Annotated in this window: 17 protein-coding genes; 9 read left to right on the top strand and 8 right to left on the bottom strand. The window is 61.4% G+C overall.

Annotation, left to right across the window (positions count from 1 at the left end):
• Window positions 1-134: 134 nt before the first annotated feature.
• Window positions 135-2,426, bottom strand: a complete 2,292-nt coding sequence (locus AC1RQ5_RS24955; RefSeq protein WP_493202566.1) for a TonB-dependent receptor — start codon at window positions 2,424-2,426, stop codon at window positions 135-137.
• A 95-nt stretch (window positions 2,427-2,521) separates the two neighbouring features.
• Between AC1RQ5_RS24955 and nikR the strand changes: the two genes are divergently transcribed.
• Both nikR and AC1RQ5_RS24945 read left to right on the top strand, forming a co-directional pair.
• Complete coding sequence (nikR, locus tag AC1RQ5_RS24950; protein WP_493202564.1) at window positions 2,522-2,962, top strand: nickel-responsive transcriptional regulator NikR; 441 nt, start codon at window positions 2,522-2,524, stop codon at window positions 2,960-2,962.
• A gap of 92 nt (window positions 2,963-3,054) precedes the next feature.
• Entirely contained in the window at window positions 3,055-3,987 is a 933-nt protein-coding gene (locus tag AC1RQ5_RS24945; RefSeq protein ID WP_493202562.1) for an MBL fold metallo-hydrolase, read from the top strand.
• Between the two features lie 432 nt (window positions 3,988-4,419).
• Here AC1RQ5_RS24945 and AC1RQ5_RS24940 read toward each other — a convergent pair whose 3' ends face one another.
• Complete coding sequence (locus AC1RQ5_RS24940) at window positions 4,420-5,259, bottom strand: DUF1499 domain-containing protein (protein ID WP_493202561.1); 840 nt, start codon at window positions 5,257-5,259, stop codon at window positions 4,420-4,422.
• A 255-nt stretch (window positions 5,260-5,514) separates the two neighbouring features.
• Here AC1RQ5_RS24940 and AC1RQ5_RS24935 point away from each other — a divergent pair, with 255 nt between their 5' ends.
• Complete coding sequence (locus AC1RQ5_RS24935; protein ID WP_493202559.1) at window positions 5,515-7,125, top strand: acyl-CoA synthetase; 1,611 nt, start codon at window positions 5,515-5,517, stop codon at window positions 7,123-7,125.
• A 2-nt stretch (window positions 7,126-7,127) separates the two neighbouring features.
• On the opposite strand, the gene AC1RQ5_RS24930 is transcribed toward AC1RQ5_RS24935, so the two are convergent.
• Complete coding sequence (locus AC1RQ5_RS24930) at window positions 7,128-7,649, bottom strand: SRPBCC family protein (RefSeq protein ID WP_493202557.1); 522 nt, start codon at window positions 7,647-7,649, stop codon at window positions 7,128-7,130.
• Between the two features lie 120 nt (window positions 7,650-7,769).
• Between AC1RQ5_RS24930 and AC1RQ5_RS24925 the strand changes: the two genes are divergently transcribed.
• On the top strand, window positions 7,770-8,387 hold the full coding sequence (locus tag AC1RQ5_RS24925) for a LysE family translocator (RefSeq protein ID WP_398483251.1): 618 nt from the start codon (window positions 7,770-7,772) through the stop codon (window positions 8,385-8,387).
• Here the strand turns inward: AC1RQ5_RS24925 and AC1RQ5_RS24920 are convergent, their stop codons facing one another.
• Window positions 8,388-9,194: an N-formylglutamate amidohydrolase gene (locus AC1RQ5_RS24920; RefSeq protein ID WP_493202554.1), complete on the bottom strand. Its 807-nt coding sequence runs from the start codon at window positions 9,192-9,194 to the stop codon at window positions 8,388-8,390.
• A gap of 127 nt (window positions 9,195-9,321) precedes the next feature.
• Here AC1RQ5_RS24920 and AC1RQ5_RS24915 point away from each other — a divergent pair, with 127 nt between their 5' ends.
• A complete protein-coding gene (locus tag AC1RQ5_RS24915; RefSeq protein WP_493202552.1) occupies window positions 9,322-9,717 on the top strand; it encodes a gamma-glutamylcyclotransferase family protein in 396 nt (131 codons plus the stop codon).
• Here AC1RQ5_RS24915 and AC1RQ5_RS24910 read toward each other — a convergent pair.
• Both AC1RQ5_RS24910 and AC1RQ5_RS24905 read right to left on the bottom strand, forming a co-directional pair.
• Window positions 9,714-10,931, bottom strand: a complete 1,218-nt coding sequence (locus tag AC1RQ5_RS24910) for an MFS transporter (RefSeq protein WP_493202551.1) — start codon at window positions 10,929-10,931, stop codon at window positions 9,714-9,716. The two genes, AC1RQ5_RS24915 and AC1RQ5_RS24910, sit on opposite strands and share 4 nt — an antisense overlap.
• Window positions 10,932-11,061: 130 nt before the next feature.
• Entirely contained in the window at window positions 11,062-11,616 is a 555-nt protein-coding gene (locus tag AC1RQ5_RS24905; protein ID WP_493202549.1) for a chlorite dismutase family protein, read from the bottom strand.
• Between the two features lie 263 nt (window positions 11,617-11,879).
• Here AC1RQ5_RS24905 and dnaG point away from each other — a divergent pair, with 263 nt between their 5' ends.
• The 4 genes from dnaG to AC1RQ5_RS24885 all read left to right on the top strand — a co-directional run bounded on the left by dnaG (window position 11,880) and on the right by AC1RQ5_RS24885 (window position 17,802).
• Entirely contained in the window at window positions 11,880-13,865 is a 1,986-nt protein-coding gene (dnaG, locus tag AC1RQ5_RS24900; RefSeq protein ID WP_493202547.1) for a DNA primase, read from the top strand.
• A 307-nt stretch (window positions 13,866-14,172) separates the two neighbouring features.
• Window positions 14,173-16,293: an RNA polymerase sigma factor RpoD gene (gene rpoD, locus AC1RQ5_RS24895; RefSeq protein ID WP_493202545.1), complete on the top strand. Its 2,121-nt coding sequence runs from the start codon at window positions 14,173-14,175 to the stop codon at window positions 16,291-16,293.
• Window positions 16,294-16,511: 218 nt separating this feature from the next.
• Window positions 16,512-16,757, top strand: a complete 246-nt coding sequence (locus AC1RQ5_RS24890) for a hypothetical protein (RefSeq protein ID WP_398484667.1) — start codon at window positions 16,512-16,514, stop codon at window positions 16,755-16,757.
• Window positions 16,758-17,238: 481 nt separating this feature from the next.
• Entirely contained in the window at window positions 17,239-17,802 is a 564-nt protein-coding gene (locus tag AC1RQ5_RS24885) for a type 1 glutamine amidotransferase domain-containing protein (protein WP_493202543.1), read from the top strand.
• Between the two features lie 212 nt (window positions 17,803-18,014).
• On the opposite strand, the gene AC1RQ5_RS24880 is transcribed toward AC1RQ5_RS24885, so the two are convergent.
• Together AC1RQ5_RS24880 and AC1RQ5_RS24875 are read right to left on the bottom strand one after the other, a co-directional pair.
• Complete coding sequence (locus AC1RQ5_RS24880) at window positions 18,015-18,440, bottom strand: DUF4145 domain-containing protein (RefSeq protein ID WP_493202541.1); 426 nt, start codon at window positions 18,438-18,440, stop codon at window positions 18,015-18,017.
• A gap of 300 nt (window positions 18,441-18,740) precedes the next feature.
• Window positions 18,741-20,045: a hypothetical protein gene (locus AC1RQ5_RS24875; protein ID WP_493202539.1), complete on the bottom strand. Its 1,305-nt coding sequence runs from the start codon at window positions 20,043-20,045 to the stop codon at window positions 18,741-18,743.
• Window positions 20,046-20,106 lie beyond the last annotated feature (61 nt).

Below are 20,106 nucleotides of genomic sequence, written 5' to 3'. Positions count from 1 at the left end.
ATCCCGCGAGGATGCCAACCACAATGCCGACCCGATGACGTGCCTTGCGTGCATGCATTTTGTCCCCCTGATATTTTTGATTGGGGCGATGATGATACGCAACCTGCCTATCCGCAAGCTGCGCTGCGGCAAAGTCAGAATGCGCCGGCAACGGTGAGGCGCAGCGCCAGCGGCTCCACTGGGTGCAGGGTGCGATCCATAATGCCGGTCTGGCAGACGGCTGCAGGCGCGGTCGGTGCGCCGCCGCCGGTCGGAAAACAGGCCGCGAACAGCGAGTCCGTCTTCAACAGCGAGCCATAGGCGTAAGTGATCTGGTCCGACTTGCTATCGAGGATGTTGAAGGCATCGAGCTGGATGCGCCAACCATTGTCGAAGCGATAGCCGACCTGGCCGTTCAGCAGGCCGGTGGCCGGTGAAATGAAGGCGGCATCCTCGGTGAGCGGACGCGGGCCGAAATAGCGATAGCGCAACGCGCCGAACCAGCCTTTGGCCTCGCCAATCCTTATGCCGGCAGAGGCGATCATGTTGGGCGCGCCGGGGATGAAATTGCCGGGGGCATTACCGATCTGCGAGGCGGGATAGCCGTCGAGCTCGGCATAGGCCGCGGCCTGATCCGCATTGCTGCCGCGAAAACGCGCGCGGGTCATCGCGAGGTCGGCCTCGACGCTCAGCCATGAGACCGGGCGATAGTCATTTGTCCATTCGAAGCCGACACGTCGGCTTGGCCGGCTGGCCTCGGTGTCGCCGGCATCGCCCACAAACAGGATTTCCGACGCCGACTCCAGCGTGAACAGCGCGATTGAACTGGTGAGGCCGGGAATGAGCTTTGTGCGGAGGCCAATCTCGGCACCGCGCGTCTTCACCAGGAACGGCGATGAGTCCACAGGCGAACGGTCAGAGGGCGACTCCTTGATAGTCACGCCGCGGGCGTCATTGCTGTGGAAGCCTTCGCCGGCATCGATGAACAGCTCTGTCTTCGCGAACGGTCCGAAGACGAGACCGGCTTTCGGGCTGCCGATGGTCGCATTGGCGGTGCCGGAATTGGCAACATTGAACAGCGAAGTGACGCTCGCATTGTAATAGTCGCCGCGCCAGCCGACATTGCTGCGCAGCCAGTCGGTCCACCATGTGGTGTTCTGCACGAAGATGCCGGCGCTGCCTTCCCTGACGAGGTCGCTGCGCGTGGCCGAGAGATACTGCCGCTGTACGGTGTTGCCGAGCGAGACCCGGATATTGTCGTAGCGGCTCTGCACGCCGATCTCGGTTTCTGTGCGCAAACCGCCGACATATCCTTTGAATATGTGCGACGCATTGATGCCGCCCAGTACGCGGTCGTCATGCTGGTGAAACTGGTCGCCATTTTCGGGATCGCTCAGGAAAAACGTAAAATTGTTCCACAGATTGAGCTTGCTCTTGATGACGTAGAAATCGATCTTCGTCGCGCTGCTGCTGTCGCTGTCGCGGTAACGACCCGAAATCGAGAACCGCTCGGCATTGCCGCCATCCGTGGGATCGAGCGCGCCATAGAGCCCGATCTGGCCGGATGTGATCGCACGCAGCGGCACCTGATCGGTGGAGTTCCAGCGATTGGCATAGGCCATGCCGGTCAGCGAGAGGCCGCTTTCCGGCGTGCCCTGGCTGTAGCGCACGACTGCATTGAGCTTCTTGAGCTTGTCGGGATCGTCCCACGGGCCGTTATAGATATTCGCTTCGGCGGCCACGAGCAGATTGCCGTCGCCCGCTTTGCCGGACGTCACACCGAACGCGCGATTGTAGCCGAAGCTGCCGGTGGTGATCGACGCCATGGTCCTGGCCACGCTGTCGATCAGGCTGACATGGATGGCGCCCACCGAGGAGAAGTCACCTTCATCGGCGAAATACGGACCCTTGCGGACATTGACCACGTTGATCAGTTCCGGGATCAGGAAATTCATGTCGGCATAGCCCTGACCATGGCCATGGGTGCGCATATTCACGGGCATGCCATCGACGGAGATGGCGAGATCGGTGCCGTGATCGAGATTCACGCCGCGCAGAAAATACTGGTTGGCTTTGCCGTCGCCGGAATGCTGGGTGATGATCAGGCCGGGCGCGACTTCGAGCGCTTCGGCGGGGCGGGACAGCGGCCGCGCATTGACCTCATCGCCGCTCACGTTCTTTTCGCTAGCCGCGCCGACGGGAAGCTGCGCGATACTGGCGCCGGGATTGATGCCGCTGGCGGCAGCGGCAGGCGCGGCAGTGCGCGGGGCACTGCGTCGGCCCTTGGCTGCCGACCATGATTGTCTTGCGGCGGAGGCAATGCGCGGCTTCGGGGCATCCACCTCGACGGGCGACAGGGTGATGGCCGGTTGCGCCAGCGATATCGCCGGCACGGTCAGCAGGATGGCCAGCACCGTACCCGTCGATAGAAAGAGAGAGCGATGCATCGGTCGGTCGGCCGGGCTATGCTGGTGTCAACCGGAACACACTGACATGGCGAGTGTGATGAAGTCAAAGATTCGTCATACTTTCTGGGGGATGCATGCAACGCATAACGATCACGCTCGACGATGACCTGATGGACGACCTTGATGCACTGATCGTCGAGCGCGGCTATCAGAACCGCTCGGAGGCGATCCGCGATCTCGCCCGTGCCGGTATCCAGCAGGCCGCGCAGGAGAAGGGCAAGTCCGGCGACTGCGTGGCGGCGCTGGTCTATGTCTATGACCACGCCCAGCGCGACCTGTCACGCCGGCTGGTGGACACCTATCATCATCACCACGATCTCTCACTGGCGACGCTGCATGTGCATCTCGATAGCGACAATTGCATGGAGATCACGGCACTGCGCGGCGCCGGCAAGGATGTGCAGCATTTCGCGGACCACATCATCGCCGAGCGTGGGGTGAAATATGGCCGCGTGGTGATGATGCCGACGGGCAAGAAGGCCGGCGGGAAACGGAAGCCGCATGTGCATGATTGAGCGTCGCGCATGGCAGGCGCGTTGCAGCGCCGTTTGCTTTCCGATGCCGTCTTGCTAGTCATCATGGGCAAGAACACCGGGAAGGACCGACCATGAGCGACAAGGACAACAGTGCCAGCGACGACATCCCGTTCAACCGGGATTATCCGCTGAAGCCCGGCGTGGTCGATCATGTTCGCCCCGGCGTGCGCCGTGTCCTGTGCAACAATCCGTCGCCCTTCACCTTCACCGGCACCAACAGCTACATCGTCGGCACCGGCAAGGTCGCCATCATCGATCCCGGCCCGGACAACGAGGCCCATGCGCAGGCCTTGCTCGAGGCCGTGAAGGGCGAGACGGTGACGCATATCATCGTCACCCACACCCATAGCGACCACTCGCCCAACACCAGGCGCATCAAGGCCGCGACGGGCGCCACCGTCTATGCCGAAGGCCCGCACCGCGCCTCGCGCCCGCGCTTCGAGAGCGAAAAGCACTCGCCGGAATCCGGCGCGGATCGCGACTTCAAGCCGGATGTGCTCGTGCGCGATGGCGATGTCATCGAGGGCGATGGCTGGGCGCTGCAAGGCGTGGCTACGCCGGGCCACACCGCCAATCACATGGCGTTTTCCTGGCGCGAGAAGAACTGGCTGTTCGTCGCGGACCATGTGATGGGCTGGTCCACGTCCATCGTCGCACCACCCGATGGATCGATGATCGACTATATGGCGTCGCTGGAAAAGCTCGCGGCGCGGCCGGAAGATCTCTATTTCTCCGGCCACGGCCCGGACATTCCCGATGCCCAGCGCTTCGTCCGTTTCCTGATCCGCCACCGCAAGGCCCGCGAGGCGTCGATCCTGCATCGACTCGGCAAAGGCGAGGCGGATATCCCGACCATCGTGCGGGCGATCTATATCGGGCTGGATCCGCGGCTTTCAGGCGCTGCCGGTTATTCCGTGCTGGCGCATCTGGAGGATCTGGTCTCCCGCGGCGTGGTCGCGACGGAAGGCGATCCGGTGATCGGTGGACGCTATCGGGTGGCGTGAGGTTTTTGCTGCTCGGCCAGCTTTTCGGCTTGGCGCTCGCGGTCGTGTTCAGCGCGCATCCTGCGTGAGTCAAACCGCATGAATGCGAGAATGAGGAGCGTGCCGACTAGTGGCCATAGAACAACGGCGACATCAATAAGTGTCAATCTTCCAACTCCCAGAGTTGAATCTGTCCGGCGAGATGAAGCAGGGCACTTCCCGTCAGGCACCCCATTGCTAGCAATATTATCAGAGAAATATCGATCGGCGAAGCCAGGGCACCAAGAACGCGCGCGACCAGTGGGCCAAGCAGTCCGACCGATATCAACGCGGCCGAAATTGAATTGCACCATGTGGCCTTGAGCTTTTTCTGTTCGTTTCTCGCAGCTTTCCCCATGAATGCAATTTAAGGTTGCTTGCGTAAATTGGCCAGCGGTATCTGGCGCCGCCCCGCTATTTCTTCCCCTTCACCGCCGCCTTCGCGGCCGGGGTCGCCTTCGGCTTCGGCGCATTGTCCACGGCCGTATTGATATCCTCGATCAGCTTCGTCACGCGCGATGCGTTGCTGCCGAGATCGCCTTCGAAGTAACGCGACGATGAGCGGATATCGACGCGCGAGCCTTCGCCGTCGGGCACGAAACGGATCGAGACATCTTCGCGAAAACCCATGATAGGGGTGCGCGCTACCGCCTCGATACGGCCGATGCGGCGCGGCGGCTGCGGCGGGCGCTCATCGATGACCAGCCATTTGCGCTTGTTCACCAGCGCCAGCGTCACCTCATAGGCACGCTGCACCGGCACCTCCAGCTCAATCGGCTCGATATCCGGATAGAAGCTGCGCTGCTGCTCGGCCGAATAGAGGCCGGCATAGACCGCGGAATTGGTGCCGTCGCCGCTGCGCAGCCGCGCCAGCGCCTCGAAGTGCGGCGGATCGATGGGGTCGGTGGTGATGTCGTGGATCTTCGGCAGTTTCTTGTACTGGTAAGCGAGATAGCCGGGATAAGCGAGGATCACGGCATCGAGCAGCAGCGCCACCAGGATCGCGCTCATGCCGCGCGAGCCGTTCTGCCAGATCGCGGCAAAGCCGGCGAGCGCCACCAGGATCGACAGGCCGGCCAGCCCGAGCGCGCCAAAAAAGGTCATCAGCGCCGGCTTCACCTCGAGGAACCCGAACCGCACGATGATGATGGAGACAAGTGCCGCGATGGCCGAGAACACCGCCAGCCGCCGCGCCCACAGCGCCAGGCTGGACATCGGCTCCGACTGATAGGCGGACGAAAACCTGCGGGCCATGAATCTTTTCTACCGGGGAAATGAGCGCGGAACCTGGACGCCTGAAGACCATGCCGGGGCGCGAAATTCAAGGCACTTTGGGCGCGGGACGATGCCGGAGTTTGCAGTTCCTCCCGTTTGACTCCTACAATCGCGGTCAAAACCAAGGCCTCACCCTGAGGAGCGGTCGTCTTCGACCGCGTCTCGAAGGGGGGCAACACATTCATGGTTCGAAACGCGCAAGCCGCGCTCTTCACCATGAGGCAGGGAGTGCGAATGCTCACCGAGACCACCGATTACGACGCCCTTTATCGGGACTTCCGCTGGGATGTCCCGGCGCGCTTCAATATCGCTGACGTCGCTTGCGATCGCCATGCCGATGGCTCCGGCCGCCTGGCGTTGATCTATGTGGACGAGGACCTTGGCACGCGAAAACTCTCCTTCGATGAGATCGCCTCTTTCTCGCGCCGCTTCGCCAATGTGCTGAAGGCCGATGGCCTCGCGCGCGGTGACCGCGTCGCGGTGTTTCTATCGCAGTCCATCGAGCTTCCCGTCGCACATCTTGCCGCATTCCGCTCCGGCCTGGTGTCGGTGCCGCTGTTCACTTTGTTCGGCGAAGACGCACTGGAATTCCGCCTCAACGATTCCGGCGCGCGGGCCGTTGTCACCGATGCCGGCGGCTATGAGAAGCTGAAGAAAATTCGCGACAGGCTGCCGGCGCTCGAAGCGATCTATGTCATTGCCGACAAGCCGCCAGAGGGAACGACATCCTTCTGGTCGGCGATCGAAGCCGCATCCGACGATTTCATGACCGTCGATACGTCCTGCGACGATCCCGCCATCATCATCTACACATCGGGCACCACAGGAAATCCCAAAGGCGCGCTGCATGCGCATCGCGTGCTGCTCGGCCATCTGCCCAATGTGGAGATGGTGCATGGCTTCTTCCCCAAGCCCGGCGATGTCTACTGGACACCGGCGGACTGGGCCTGGATCGGCGGGTTGTTCGATGCGCTGTTGCCGGCCTGGTATCACGGCGTTCCCGTGGTCGGTTATCGCGCGAAGAAATTCGAGCCGGATGCCGCCATGCGCCTGATGGCCGATCACGGCGTGCGCAACGTCTTCCTGCCGCCGACCGCGCTGAAGCTGATGCGGCAGGCCGATGTGAAACATCCCGGCGTCAAGCTGCGCAGCATCCTCACCGGCGGCGAGTCGCTCGGTGCGGAATTGCTCGACTGGGTGCGCAAGACATTTGGCATCGATGCGCATGAGATCTATGGCCAGACCGAATGCAATCTCGTGGTGGGCAATAATGCAAAACTGTTTCCCATCAAGCCCGGCTCCATGGGCAAGCCGACACCGGGCTTCGATGTCCGCATCGTCAATGAGCAGGGCGAGGAATTGCCGCGTGGCGAGCGCGGCATCGTCGGTGTGCGCCAGCCCCATCCCTGTACTATGCTGCGCTATTGGCAGAATGAGGAAGGCACCGCCAGGAAATATGCCGGCGAATTCCTGCTCACTGGTGATCTCGGCATCCAGGATGATGACGGCTATTTCTGGTACGTCTCGCGCGAGGACGATGTCATCACCTCCGCCGGCTATCGCATCGGTCCGTCGGAGATCGAGCACACGCTGCTCAAACATCCCGCCGTCGCGTTGTCAGCGGTGGTCGGCATTCCCGATCCGATCCGGACCGAGGCCGTGAAAGCGTGGATCGTGCTGCGGCCGGGCTATGAGCCCGGCGACAAGCTCGCCCGCGAGCTGCAGGATTACGTCAAATCGCAACTCGCGGCCCATGAATATCCGCGTCACGTGGCGTTTGCTGAGTCACTGCCGATGACCGCGACAGGGAAGGTGCTGCGCAGGGAATTGCGGGCGAGGGGATAGGTTCACTCGCCCGGCAGCTTGATCCCCAGCGCCTTCAACGCGGCCAGCATGCGTGTTGGCGGAGCCATGTCGATCCTCGCAACACGGCCTGTTTCCAGCAGGCTCTTCAGGTTCGATAGGATCGCCGGCCAGCCGGAGCGTCCGCCGGATAGGATGTCGTCGCTGAGCGCGCGGTCCTGCGACTGCGTGAGCGTCAGTTTCACGGCCTCGCCGGCCGGCTCGATCTCATAACTCACCAGCGTTGATCCCAGCGCCTCGACGAGCCCGGGCCAGTTGACGTCGAACGTCACAGTGAGCTTGTGCGGTGGATCATATTCAATCACTTCGCCACCGATATGCAGCGCGCCATCCGGCATCAGCACGCGAAATGCGCCGCCGACTGTCTCGTCCACGACAACATCGAAGCCATGGAAATAGGCCCGGCTGAATTCGGCCGATGTCAGCGCCTGCCACACCTGCTCCGGCGTTGATGCGATATAGATGGTATAGACGATGGCGGGCGTGAACTTTGCGGTATCGATCATGGCATCCATCCCCTGGTCGCGGCGACAGGCAAGCAAATGAAAGCGCGGACCGCAAGGCGTTTTGCGTCGGCTTCAGGGTCTGCTACGCTTGGGTGATAACAAGGCCGACCGGAAACGCCGATGTCCCTGCAAGTCTATCTCACTTTTGTCGTCGCCTGTATCGCGCTGGCCTTGCTGCCCGGCCCGAATGTCACGCTGGTGATCGCCAATGGCCTGCGCTACGGCACGCGCGCGGCGCTGGTGACCATCGCGGGGACGCAGGTTGGTCTTGCTGTGGTCATCGCCATCGTCGCCTTCGGCCTCACCACCATGATGGCCACCATGGGCTACTGGTTCGATTGGGTGCGCTTCCTTGGCGCGGCCTATCTCGTCTGGCTCGGCATCAAGCTGGTGCGTGCGCCCATCGAAGGGATCGATACCGATGCGCCGCCGGCACCGCCACGTGGCGGCTTCTTCCTGCAGGGGCTGGCGGTCCTGCTCAGCAATCCGAAAGTGCTGGTGTTCTTCGGCGCCTTCATCCCGCAATTCGTCGATCTCGACCAGAACCACTTTCTGCAGGTCGGCATTCTCGGCGCCACCTTCATGGTCGCCGCTGGCGTCACCGATGTCATCTACGCCGTCGCCGCCGGCCGTGCGCGAAAATTCTTCTCGGCGCGGCGCACGCGATTGCTGTCGCGCATCTCCGGCGGCTTCATGATCGGCGGTGGCGTCTGGCTGGCGCTCACACGGGCGCGTTGATCACGCGTGCGATGCCCGCGGCGTCACCAGCGTCGCCTCGATCTCGGTGAAGATGCGGACCAATCGCTCGGCCCATTCCACTTGGCCGCTCTCATCCGTGATCAGGTCCTGCCGGATCTCGATGCCGGTATTCATCAGTCCGCGCTGTTCGCCATGGACGGGGATCGTGTAGTCGGTGGCATCGGAGACCGCATAGGGCTCGTTGTCGCCCACCACCAGATCGCCCTCGGCGCGCAGATGCTGCAGCAATAAAGGCGGCAGCGTGCGGTCATGCTGATACAGCGTGCCGATGTGCCAGGGGCGCTGGATGCCGGCATAGACCGGCGTAAAGCTGTGCAGCGACATCAGCACCGTTGGCTGCCCCGCCGCCAGCCGCGCATCGATCACCGCATCGATACGCTGGTGATACGGATCGAAGAACAATTCGCGCCGGCGCACTTTGGCCTCCTGTGTGAGGCCATCATTGCCGGGAATCGTGGTGGCCTCGCTGATCAGCGGGATGGAACTGACGGCCTCCGGCGGCCGGTTGCAGTCGATCACCAGGCGCGAATAGCGCTGGGCGATGAGATGCGCGTTCATCGCCGTCGCCACGCGCTCGGCCACACCGGCGATGCCGATGTCCCAGGCGATGTGTCGGGTGAGCTCGCTGGAAGGCAATCCGAGATCGCCGAGCATGCGCGGGATGATGCGGCCATAATGGTCGCTGGTGAACAGGAAGGGCGAGGCGCTGTCCGGGTTCAGGTCATGAACCGGATCGACCTCGTCGGCATCCAGGCGCAGTTCGGCGGCGGCGTGGTCCAATGACATATCCCGTGATCGCGATCATGATTCCCGCATAATATAGCGCAGGGATCGCGCAAATGAATGTGCAGTGGACGCGCATTTGGCGATACGATCCGCCTGCGGATCAGGGTTTTACAGTTTGAAGGGCACGATGTCGGATCTGGTTTTCGTTTATGGCACCCTGATGCGCGGTTTCGATCATCCGATGTCGAAGCTGCTGGCATCATCCGCAGATTTTCTCGGCGACGCCTCATGCGGCGGCAGGCTCTACATGATCACCCATTATCCGGGCCTGCTCCATGCAGCTGCCGAAGCCGACATCGTCCATGGCGATCTGTTCCGGATGCGCGATCCCGACACGCTGCTCGCCGTGCTCGACGATTACGAAAGTATCGGACCGGAGCAGGAAGAGCCCATGCTTTATCTGCGCGAACTGCTGCCGGTGACGTTCGGTGACGGCAGCGTCGTGCAGGCGTGGACCTATATCTACAACCGCCCCGTGGATGAGGCGAAGCGCATCGTGTCCGGCCGTTTCCTCGCGCCCTAGCTCCGCTTCGTCCGGCTTGCCACTTCCAGCCCGAACAGCGCCAGTGCCAGCAGTGAAGCGCCCATGCCGATGACGGCGATCATCGTCGTGCCGCCACGTGCAACGGCAAATCCGCTGAAGCCCGAACCGACGGCGCCGCCGAAAAAGGCGCCGGCCAGGAACAGCGCGTTGAGCCTGCTGCGCGTGGCCGACGCCAGCGCATAGATCGCGCGCTGACCGGCCACCACATTGCTCTGCGTTCCCGCGTCGATCAGAATGCCCGCGATTACGAACAGGATCACTGCGGTGGCGCCGCCTGCATGCCCCCCGATCCAGGTCACCACGAAGCTCGCCAGCACCAGCAACATGGCGGTCACCGTCACGAGATCGCCGCGGCCGTGATCGGCGAGCTTGCCGGCCCAGGGTGCGATCAGCGCACCTCCGGCACCGGAGAGCAGGAAGGCTGACATGGCGATGTGTCCGAACGAGAAGGGCGCTTGCTCAAGCACCAGCGGCATCGCCGTCCAGAACAGGCTGAACGAGCCATAAAGCAGGCATTGATAGGTCGCGCGTTGCTGCAGCACGCGGGTGGTCAATGCCAGCGTCCACAATGACCGGATCAACCGCACATAGGTCAGGCTGTGCTCGGGCTGGCGCCGCGGCAGCGTGATCATCATCAAGACGAGCACGCCGCACATCAGCGCCGCCGACATCACGAACACCGCGCGCCAGCCGAACGAACCGGCGACCATGGTGGCAAGCGGCCGCGACAGCAGGATGCCGAACAGCAATCCGCTCATGACGGTGCCGACGATCTGTCCGCGCCGCCGTTCCGGTGCGAGATGCGCGACCACCGGCAGGATCATCTGTGTGGCGACAGCCGTGAGGCCGACCAGCATCGTCGATGCGATGAACACGCCGGCACTCGGCGCCGCGGCCGCGATCAGCAGGCTCACGACCAGCGCGCCCAGCGTGGTCAGGATCAGCGCCTTGTTCTCGACGAGATCGCCAAGCGGCGCGAGAAACAACAGGCCAAGCACATAGCCGAACATCACCATGGTCAGCATCACGCCGGCGCTCGACAAATCGAGGCCAAAGCTCTCGCTGATCGGCCCGACCAGCGGCTGCGCGTAATAGATATTGGCGACGGTGATGCCGCAGGCGATGGCAAATGCGAGGATCAGCCAGCCGCCGGGACCTTCGGCAGAAGCGTGGTGTTCGGCGGGAGAGGGCATGGAGACTTTCAGGCGGGCGGGAGGGCTGATCCGATATGACCCATGCCTAGCCACACTGTAAGCCGCCATCTTGGATGGGAGCCATGCAGGTTGGATTCTCGGGCGCCTGCCGCGAGGGCGGTGCGCGCCGCTACGTCACCCGCGCCAGCCTTACATCCACCTCCCGCTCCACGAACTGCCATTCCTCGCTCTCGCGCAGCATCGCGACCAGCTCCTCGAAACGCTCGGCATGGGCCGGCGCATATTCGAACCAGGTGAGGAAATCGAAGGGCCCGCCGAGATCGCGGGAATGATAGAGCTGGCGGGCAATCGCCGGCAGGTATTTCAGGCTGTCGGCGATATGGCGGGACTTGTCCTCGAAAATCCGGCGCCGCTCGTTCTGGCTCATCAGCCACCACGCGCTGTTCTTGCGGATCGGGATCAGCGCGGCGCAGGTCGCCTCCGGGCGGCCGAGCCCGGCCTGCACCTTGTTGAGTGCGATCTTCTCGAGACGCTCCACATAGCGGACATGGCTGGCGACGCCGATCAGGCGCCACGAACTGCTCGATGGCGCCGGCGGCAGCGAAATGGCGTCGGCATGGGTGACGGACAATGCGGGCATGGTCGGCAGCGTCTCGCCCGTCACGGGCGCGACGGAGAGCACCCGCCACGTGCCGGTCTGGCCACCTCGGAAAGTCGTGAACATGGGGCTTGTTAAAAGGGGAACTGCGGAGAATTCAAGGGCAACATTTGGCCACGCACTCAGCCCTCATGGTGAGGAGGCGCGAAGCGCCGTCTCGAACCATGCATGGCCTGGTCGGAGTGTGCGGCCATCCTTCGAGACGCCGCTGCGCGGCTCCTCAGGATGAGGGCGGAGGCTGTGGCGCCATCCGGTTCCCCTGTGAATAACGGGCCCGATCCCGCAATATCTGGCCTAAACCACCCGAGGCCCTATATGCATGGGCCATCATGCGTTTCACGCCCCATTTCCTCGAAGAACTGCGCGCCCGGCTTCCGGTTTCGGAAGTCGTGAGCAAACGCGTCAAGCTGAAGAAGGCGGGGCGGGAGTGGAAGGGGCTGTCGCCGTTCCATCAGGAGAAGACGCCGTCCTTCACGGTGAACGACCAGAAGCAGTTTTACCACGACTTCTCCACCGGCAAGCACGGCAACATCTTTGATTTCGTGATGGAGACCGAAGGCGTCGGTTTCGTCGAGGCCGTCGAGCGGCTCGCCTCCATGGCGGGCATGCCGATCCCTGCGGCCACGCCCGATGCCGCACGGCAGGAGCAGCGCCGCAAGACGCTGCACGACGTCATGGAGATCGCCGCAAAATTCTTCCAGGACACGCTGACCTCGCGCCATGGCGCACAGGCGCGCGGCTATCTCGCCGATCGCGGCATCGGCCCGCAGACCCAGCTCCAGTTCCGCATGGGCTATGCGCCGGAAGATCGTTTCGCGCTGAAGGAGCATCTTGGTGCTGCCGGCATTCCCGTGCCCGACATGATCGAGACCGGCATGCTGATCGGCGGCGACGACATCCCGGTGCCCTATGATCGCTTCCGGGATCGCGTGATGTTTCCCATCACCGATGCCCGCGGCCGCATCATCGCCTTCGGTGGTCGCGCGCTGAAGAAGGACGTGCCGGCAAAGTATCTGAATTCGCCGGAAACGCCGCTCTTCCACAAGGGCGACAATCTCTACAATTTCCCCATGGCCCGCAAAGCCGCCCATGACGGCGCGCCCATCATTGTGGTCGAAGGCTATGTGGACGTCATCGCCATGGTCGGCGTCGGCTTCCCCGGCGCGGTCGCGCCGCTCGGCACCGCGCTTACCGAAAACCAGTTGCAGCTGCTATGGAAGATGGTGGATGAGCCCATCCTCTGCTTCGACGGCGACCGCGCCGGCCAGAAGGCCGCCTGGCGTGCGGCCGAGCTGGCGCTGCCGCATCTCAAGCCCGGCAAGAGCCTGCGCTTTGCGCTGCTGCCGGAAGGGCAGGACCCCGACGATCTCGCCCGCTCCGGCGGCCGCGGGGCCATCGAGGATGTCATCGCCGCGGCCGGCACGCTGTCGGATCTGATCTGGGCCCGCGAGATCGCCGCCGGTGATTTCTCCACCCCCGAGCGCCGCGCGGCGCTGGAGGCGCGGATCGGGGAGATCTCCAACGGCATCCGCGACGATGTCGTGAAGAAATATTATCGCCAGGATCTGGCCGAGCGCCTCTATCGCCAGTTCGGCGGTGGCGCGCGCAGCGGTGGCGGGACTCGCGGCGGCCAGCAGGGCAACTTCCAGCGTGCCGCGCGCCAGCCTTTCGTCCCGCGAATCAGTGCCAATAATCGTGGTGTGCCGCTCACCGCGAGCCAGGTTCTGGGCCGCGGACCTTATCAGGCCGTCAGTGCGCAGCTCGCCACATCGTCGATCATGCGCGGTCAGCGCAGCGCCATCTCGCGGCGCGAGGCGCTGATCCTGCAATCCCTGATCAACCACCCCTGGCTCCTGCACGACCGCCTTGAGGAGGTCGCCGCCCTCGAACTGGCGCATCCGGAAATGCACCGCCTGCATGCAGGGATCATCGCTGCCTTCGCCCACGAGCATCATCATGGCGACGAAGCCGAGCAAAGCGCGGAAATGCGTGAAGACCTGGTAAAGGCAGGATTTTCCGAGCAATTACAGAAGGTTGAGCAGGCGATCACCGTCCAGGCGGTGTGGGCCTCGCAGCCCGGCGCTGCGCGCGAGGATGTTTTGGCCACCTGGATGCAGCTCGTCGCCTTGCATCGCCAGTACCATTCACTACTTAGGGAGCTGAAGGATGCCGAGCTCGCTCTGGGCGCGGAGGCCAGTGAAACCCATTATGGTTGGCTCCGCGACGTGAAGGCACGGCTTGCCGAGGTGGACGGGACCGAGGCGCTGATCGAGGGATTTGGCGAGTTGTCCGGCCGGTTCCAGCGTAGCCAGTGACCAACATTTGCTGCGGACGGAACGGTTGCCAAGGGCAAAAAGACTCGCCAAAACCATGGTTTGGCGGCACAAACAGGGTTAATCCGGGCTTAAGCCCTTCACGGGTAAAGCCTTGAGCAGAGATTGAATAGCCGCGTTCGACAAACCGGGTATGACGATGAGGGTGGCGAAAGACCAGCGCCGCCCTTTGCGCGTCATCCCGTCATGCAAGTGACCGTCACGCAAGTGATGAGCAAGTCGACCGGCACGAGATGAGATGGTGGGGTGCGGATGCGCCCCCGGCGTGAGCGCGTTTCAGGAGCATTGAATGGCCACCAAGGCAAAGACGCTGCAGACCAAGGACAAGGAAAACGCGGCAGCGGATACGCCCGAGAAGGATGCCGCCGACGCGCCGTCGCCTTTGCTGGATTTGTCCGACGCTGCCGTCAAGAAGATGATCAAGAACGCCAAGAAGCGCGGCTTCGTGACGTTCGATCAGCTCAATGAAGTGCTGCCCTCCGACCAGACCTCGCCCGAACAGATCGAAGACATCATGTCGATGCTCTCCGAGATGGGCATCAACGTGTCCGAGAACGACGACTCGGACGACGAGGAGAAGCAGGAAGACGACGACGAGACCGATAACGAACTCGTTGAAGTCACCTCCAAGGCCGTCACCGAAGTCAAGAAGTCGGAGCCGGGCGAGCGCACTGACGATCCCGTGCGCATGTATCTGCGCGAGATGGGCACCGTCGAGCTCTTGTCGCGCGAAGGCGAAATCGCCATCGCCAAGCGCATCGAGGCTGGCCGCGAGGCCATGATCGCAGGCCTCTGCGAAAGCCCGCTGACCTTCCAGGCCATCATCATCTGGCGCGACGAACTCGCCGAAGGCAAGATCTTCCTCCGCGACATCATCGATCTCGAAGCGACGTACGCCGGCCCCGAAGGCAAGGGCGGCGTCAATCCTGCGATGATCGCCGGCCCCACCGGCGACGGTGAAGGCGGCGAGGGCGAGAGCGCCGTCGCGGCACCGCCTTCTGCACCGGCGCAGCCGACCCCGTTCCGTCCCGCCCAGGGCGGCCGTCCGCAGCCGGCAGCCCAGCCTGCCGGCGACAGCACGTCCGAAGGCGCCGCCGACGGCGACATGGACGACGACGAGTTCGAAAACCAGATGTCGCTCGCCGCCATCGAGGCCGAGCTGAAGCCGAAGGTGGTCGAGACCTTCGACAAGATCGCATCCGAATACAAGAAGCTGCGCAAGCTGCAGGAACAGGACATCGCGAACCAGCTGGAAAGCTCGTCGCAGGGTCCGTCGCTGTCGCCGTCGCAGGAGCGCAAATACAAGAAGCTCAAGGACGAAATCGTCGTCGAGGTGAAGTCGCTGCGCCTCAACCAGGCGCGTATCGACAGCCTCGTCGAGCAACTCTACGACATCAACAAGCGCCTCGTGTCGTTCGAGGGCCGCCTGATGCGTCTCGGCGACAGCCACGGCGTCGGCCGCGAAGACTTTTTGCGCAACTATCAGGGCTCGGAGCTTGATCCGCGCTGGCTCAACCGCGTCTCGAAGCTCTCGGCCAAGGGCTGGAAGAATTTCGTCGCCATCGAGAAGGACCGCATCAAGGAGCTGCGTGGCGAGATCCAGCAGCTCGCGGCACTGACCGGCCTCGAGATCGGCGAATTCCGCAAGATCGTGCACGGCGTGCAGAAGGGCGAGCGCGAAGCGCGCCAGGCCAAGAAGGAAATGGTCGAGGCCAATCTCCGCCTCGTGATCTCCATCGCCAAGAAATACACCAACCGTGGTCTGCAGTTCCTCGATCTCATCCAGGAAGGCAATATCGGCCTGATGAAAGCGGTCGATAAGTTCGAATATCGCCGCGGCTACAAGTTCTCGACCTATGCCACCTGGTGGATCCGGCAGGCGATCACCCGTTCGATCGCCGACCAGGCCCGCACCATCCGCATCCCCGTGCACATGATCGAGACGATCAACAAGATCGTGCGCACGAGCCGCCAGATGCTGAACGAGATCGGCCGCGAACCGACCCCTGAGGAACTGGCTGAGAAGCTGGGCATGCCGCTGGAGAAAGTTCGAAAAGTTCTGAAGATCGCGAAGGAGCCGCTGTCGCTCGAAACCCCGGTGGGTGACGAGGAAGACTCGCATCTCGGCGATTTCATCGAGGACAAGAACGCGGTGCTGCCGATCGATGCGGCGATCCAGTCGAACCTGCGCGAGACCACGACGCGTGTTCTGGCGTCGCTCACGCCGCGCGAGGAGCGCGTGCTGCGCATGCGCTTCGGCATCGGCATGAACACCGACCACACGCTGGAAGAAGTCGGCCAGCAGTTCTCGGTGACGCGCGAACGTATTCGCCAGATCGAAGCCAAGGCGCTGCGCAAGCTGAAGCACCCGAGCCGCAGCCGCAAGCTGCGCTCGTTCCTGGACAACTAACGCAAGCCCTCATCCTGAGGAGCCGCGCAGCGGCGTCTCGCAGGATGGCGACAGGCTCCCGGTCACAACGGCGGACTTCGGTCCGCCGTTTTGCGTTGCGCCGCCGATTGGCCGGCGGTCCGGAACGATCCGTGCCATCGGTCATTGGTTGCCTGCGGACATGCGACAGAAGCTCCGCCACGCATGGAACCTGATGCGCTCCCGTGCGTTATCCCCGCATGACAGATCAAGTTGAACAATCAGTCCCGCACAAGCTCACTCCCATTGAGCGAGCTGAACGTAACCTGATGCGTCAGAAGGACGCTGAAAAGGCCATGGCCGAGCACGAGAAGACGCAAGCCGCGCTGTACTCCAATATGGAGCGCCTGCGTGCCGAGCGTCTCGAGCGCGAAGCCGCCGCCCCGAGCGAACTGGCCGCAAAACCGCGCCGCGCCGCGAAAAAAACCGCCAGCGCCCGCGCATAACGCAATTTACCCGGACCACCGAAACGGCGGATCGCGAGATCCGCCGTTTTGCGTGGCCTCAAGCTCCGCACGCAGTGCTCCCCCCGGCCTGCGGGCAGGCTTATCGCATATGGTCGTCGCAACAGCCCGCGGCCATCCTTCGAGACGCGGCCCGAGAAGGCCGCTCCTCAGGATGAGGGACGAGTTTGGCGCGACCGAAGACCCTCATGGTGAGGAGCCCGCGACTTGTCCGCCGTAGCTCGAAGAGCGAAGGCGGAAGCGGGCGTCTCGAACCATGCAGGCCGAGCGCTATCCTCAGCCACGCCTCGCCCCATCCGATGACGCTGCCCTCGTGGGGAGGGCCCGCGTGACGCCCACGCAACGTCGTTCCATCGACACGCCTCCCTCCGGGCCGCGCCCGGCGAAGCGCATCGCGCGAAGCCGGGAACGTCTCCCATCGCTCGTCATTGGTCCTGCATCACCAACAGCGATGGAGTTCTTCATGTCAGCCAAACTCACCGGCAAGCGCGTTCTCATTCTCGCCACCAATGGTTTCGAGCAGTCCGAACTGGAAGTGCCGCGCGATCGCCTCACCGAGGCCGGCGCCGAGGTGCATGTGGCCTCGCCCGAAGCCGGCGTCATTCGCGGCTGGTCCGGCGATGACTGGGGCCAGGCGGTGAAGGTGGACGTCGCGCTCACCGGCGCCACCGACAGCGATTACGACGCGCTGGTGCTGCCGGGCGGCCAGATCAATCCGGATCTCCTGCGCGTCAATGAAGATGCTTTGGCGCTGATCAAGGCGTTCTACGCCGCCGGCAAACCGATCGCCGCGATCTGCCATGCGCCGTGGCTGCTGGTCGAGGCCGGCATCGCGAAGAACCGCAAGATGACGTCCTATCATTCCATCAAGACCGACGTGATCAATGCGGGTGCGAAGTGGGAGGACAAGCCCGTCGTCACCGACAGCGGCATCGTCACCTCGCGCAATCCGGGCGACCTTGAAGCGTTCTCGAAGAAGATTATCGAGGAGATCAGGGAGTCGAAGCACGAAAGGGCTGCGGCGTAATCCGTACGCTCTCCTATCGTTGTCGGGCTTGACCCGTCAATCCATGACGGCGAGACGGTGATCCGGGTGGATCACCGCTTTCCTGACCCTCCTTCAAAAGTCAGCGACCTTAGCTGTGGCTGCCAGCGGACCGTGCATCTCGTTCAAGAGTATCGAAAAGATGTAATCAAAACGATGGAACGAAATCGCGTGAGGTGGGTGGTAAAGTCGAGCTACTCTCGCCCTAAACTTTGTTCCAGTTTTTCGATTTCTTTCGGTAATACGTACAAGTACGAAACCAAGTAATTTAAAAGCTCAACCATCTGTCGCGCAAGAATTTCACTTGGCTCATTTTCCATGTCGAAATGAGCGCCCAAATTTCCGCCATCTCGTATGGCATGAGATAGAGTTGATAAAGGTGCAGCTAGATCAATCTCGCTCTTGGCTAACTCGATCAATTTAGCCAGTGATGCCTTTCGTTTTTCTTCGGGAAGAAGGTAATTGAAGATTCCCTCTAGAGTTCGCCGACCCACCGTGGTCGCAACATAATTTTTCGAATTGAATGCGTCGATCGTCGATATTAGCGAACGCTGTAGAGGTGCTGGAACATCGTTTGAGAATTCAGGCGTTGGATAGTAGTTCTGAAGTTCAGGGTACATAAAAATAGCCTCTGGATTTTTATCGTCTCCAGACGGATTTTTATCGCCGCGTATTGCCCAAAATGAAGTGAAGTCCCTACAGGCGGGGCATCGTGCTCTGAACGCAACTGCTAATCTTGCAGTGTCATCTAGTCGATCTTCAAGGGCGAATATAACTTTCTCTCCACAGCGTGGACAGGGAGATCGGATTGCGCTCGGGAATCTAATAGATCCCATGACGAGCCATCCTTGAACGGAACTGAGCGGAATTCTTTGCATTCAGCGAAGGTCCTTAAAAGATCAATATAGAAAATGGAGCGTCTAGTTTACGGAGTTTATTACTAGCGGCCTTATTACGTTCCAGATTGCCTTCATGTCGGATTTTGCTGGGTGGAAGTTGGCGTTATGAACGTACTGATGCATCGAATGTGCAGACACTATAGGTTTGTCGTTCTCGAACTTTCGAATAATGCTCCGGCCTCGACTGTCGATAAATCCTCGGTTCAGCATCGAATCTGCGACGGCAGAGGCGCGACGAGCGAAGTTGTCGTTCTGAGAGAATACGATTCCTTGTTCTCTGGCGTAGTAATTGATCGCAATTTCCAACAAGACGCGCATCAAGACGGCGATAGCGTTGTCGTGTTCTTCGAATTGGAGGGTGAACTGAAGTTCTCGCCAAATCTTCTCTGCACGTTCTAGGTTTGGAAATCGCACAAAAGGGTTTTGGTCGGCGCTTGAGATTAAGTGCTTTTCTTTCGGAGTGCGCGTTCTAGTTTGGGGCCTTAAGACCGAGTTAGTAGCTTGTTTATTTGCATCGAGAGTACGAGTGCGAGGGGCGCTTAACTTATCGATCGATAGTCCGTCGCTTTTTAAGCGGTCAAGATATTGGCTTTTCTTTTCATTGTTCCAGAGATCGCCCAGTACAATCCGGCGATTTGTTAGATCTAATGCAATACGCTTAAGCGTTTGGAGATTGTCTTGTTTTTCTCCCAAATAGATAAGGTTTCCGCTTGTAAACGAGATTCCTGCTCGTCTTCTGATGGGTTCTGAACTGAGCAGTCGCTCCAGGTTAGACCAGGGTATTTGAGTGTCGATGGCAATCAGTCGTTCAGCTTTCAGTGCCTTCTCGATCGATTCAGCTAGCCCGATGCTGTCTTTGCCAGTTCTCTGAAGAAAATGGGATTTGCCTTCGGGGTCCCATTGGCTTTGGCCCACGCCTTCTTGAGTGCCGGTGTGCCGCCGGAAAAGCTTCTCGTCTATAATGGTGATGTCAGGCTCAATTTCGCATTCTATCTGCGAGAAAGCTTCACCTATTTCTTCTCTGTTAAAGCCAGAAAAGAAATGATGCCAACTTTCACTTGGAGCGCGCGTGGGATCAAGTAACAACTTGATGCAACACGTTCTGCGGTTGCCATCAAAAACAGTGTACGTTTCTCCATCCTTCTGAACGAGGGGATGTTCGAATAAGCGTTTCGTGGTGGCGAGGTCGGTCGCTAGCGCTCGCATATGCATCGTACGATTTTCGAGAAGCCAATGGATTGCCGATGACTCATCGCGAAGCGCGCCGTGTCGATCATTGTGCGGATTCAAACGAAGTGAAGTCACGGCGATTTGGGACAGCTCCATAAGACTCACCAACTATCGCTTAAAATATCAGCAACCTTGAATTGAGCGGCGCATCTTCGTC

Source organism: Tardiphaga sp. GW821-FHT12E02, from assembly GCF_058807155.1.
Note: the sequence above shows the minus strand (reverse complement) of the source record. Positions and strands in the feature narration are given on the sequence as shown.

Coding starts and splice junctions, on each gene's coding strand:
- AC1RQ5_RS24935 (WP_493202559.1), top strand. CDS start 5,515: ATGCTCACCGAGACCACCGATTACGACGCCCTTTATCGGGACTTCCGC.
- nikR (WP_493202564.1), top strand. CDS start 2,522: ATGCAACGCATAACGATCACGCTCGACGATGACCTGATGGACGACCTT.
- AC1RQ5_RS24905 (WP_493202549.1), bottom strand. CDS start 11,616: ATGTTCACGACTTTCCGAGGTGGCCAGACCGGCACGTGGCGGGTGCTC.
- AC1RQ5_RS24940 (WP_493202561.1), bottom strand. CDS start 5,259: ATGGCCCGCAGGTTTTCGTCCGCCTATCAGTCGGAGCCGATGTCCAGC.
- dnaG (WP_493202547.1), top strand. CDS start 11,880: ATGCGTTTCACGCCCCATTTCCTCGAAGAACTGCGCGCCCGGCTTCCG.
- AC1RQ5_RS24930 (WP_493202557.1), bottom strand. CDS start 7,649: ATGATCGATACCGCAAAGTTCACGCCCGCCATCGTCTATACCATCTAT.
- AC1RQ5_RS24910 (WP_493202551.1), bottom strand. CDS start 10,931: ATGCCCTCTCCCGCCGAACACCACGCTTCTGCCGAAGGTCCCGGCGGC.
- AC1RQ5_RS24885 (WP_493202543.1), top strand. CDS start 17,239: ATGTCAGCCAAACTCACCGGCAAGCGCGTTCTCATTCTCGCCACCAAT.
- AC1RQ5_RS24890 (WP_398484667.1), top strand. CDS start 16,512: ATGACAGATCAAGTTGAACAATCAGTCCCGCACAAGCTCACTCCCATT.
- AC1RQ5_RS24945 (WP_493202562.1), top strand. CDS start 3,055: ATGAGCGACAAGGACAACAGTGCCAGCGACGACATCCCGTTCAACCGG.
- AC1RQ5_RS24955 (WP_493202566.1), bottom strand. CDS start 2,426: ATGCATCGCTCTCTCTTTCTATCGACGGGTACGGTGCTGGCCATCCTG.
- rpoD (WP_493202545.1), top strand. CDS start 14,173: ATGGCCACCAAGGCAAAGACGCTGCAGACCAAGGACAAGGAAAACGCG.
- AC1RQ5_RS24920 (WP_493202554.1), bottom strand. CDS start 9,194: ATGTCATTGGACCACGCCGCCGCCGAACTGCGCCTGGATGCCGACGAG.
- AC1RQ5_RS24875 (WP_493202539.1), bottom strand. CDS start 20,045: ATGGAGCTGTCCCAAATCGCCGTGACTTCACTTCGTTTGAATCCGCAC.
- AC1RQ5_RS24880 (WP_493202541.1), bottom strand. CDS start 18,440: ATGTACCCTGAACTTCAGAACTACTATCCAACGCCTGAATTCTCAAAC.
- AC1RQ5_RS24915 (WP_493202552.1), top strand. CDS start 9,322: ATGTCGGATCTGGTTTTCGTTTATGGCACCCTGATGCGCGGTTTCGAT.
- AC1RQ5_RS24925 (WP_398483251.1), top strand. CDS start 7,770: ATGTCCCTGCAAGTCTATCTCACTTTTGTCGTCGCCTGTATCGCGCTG.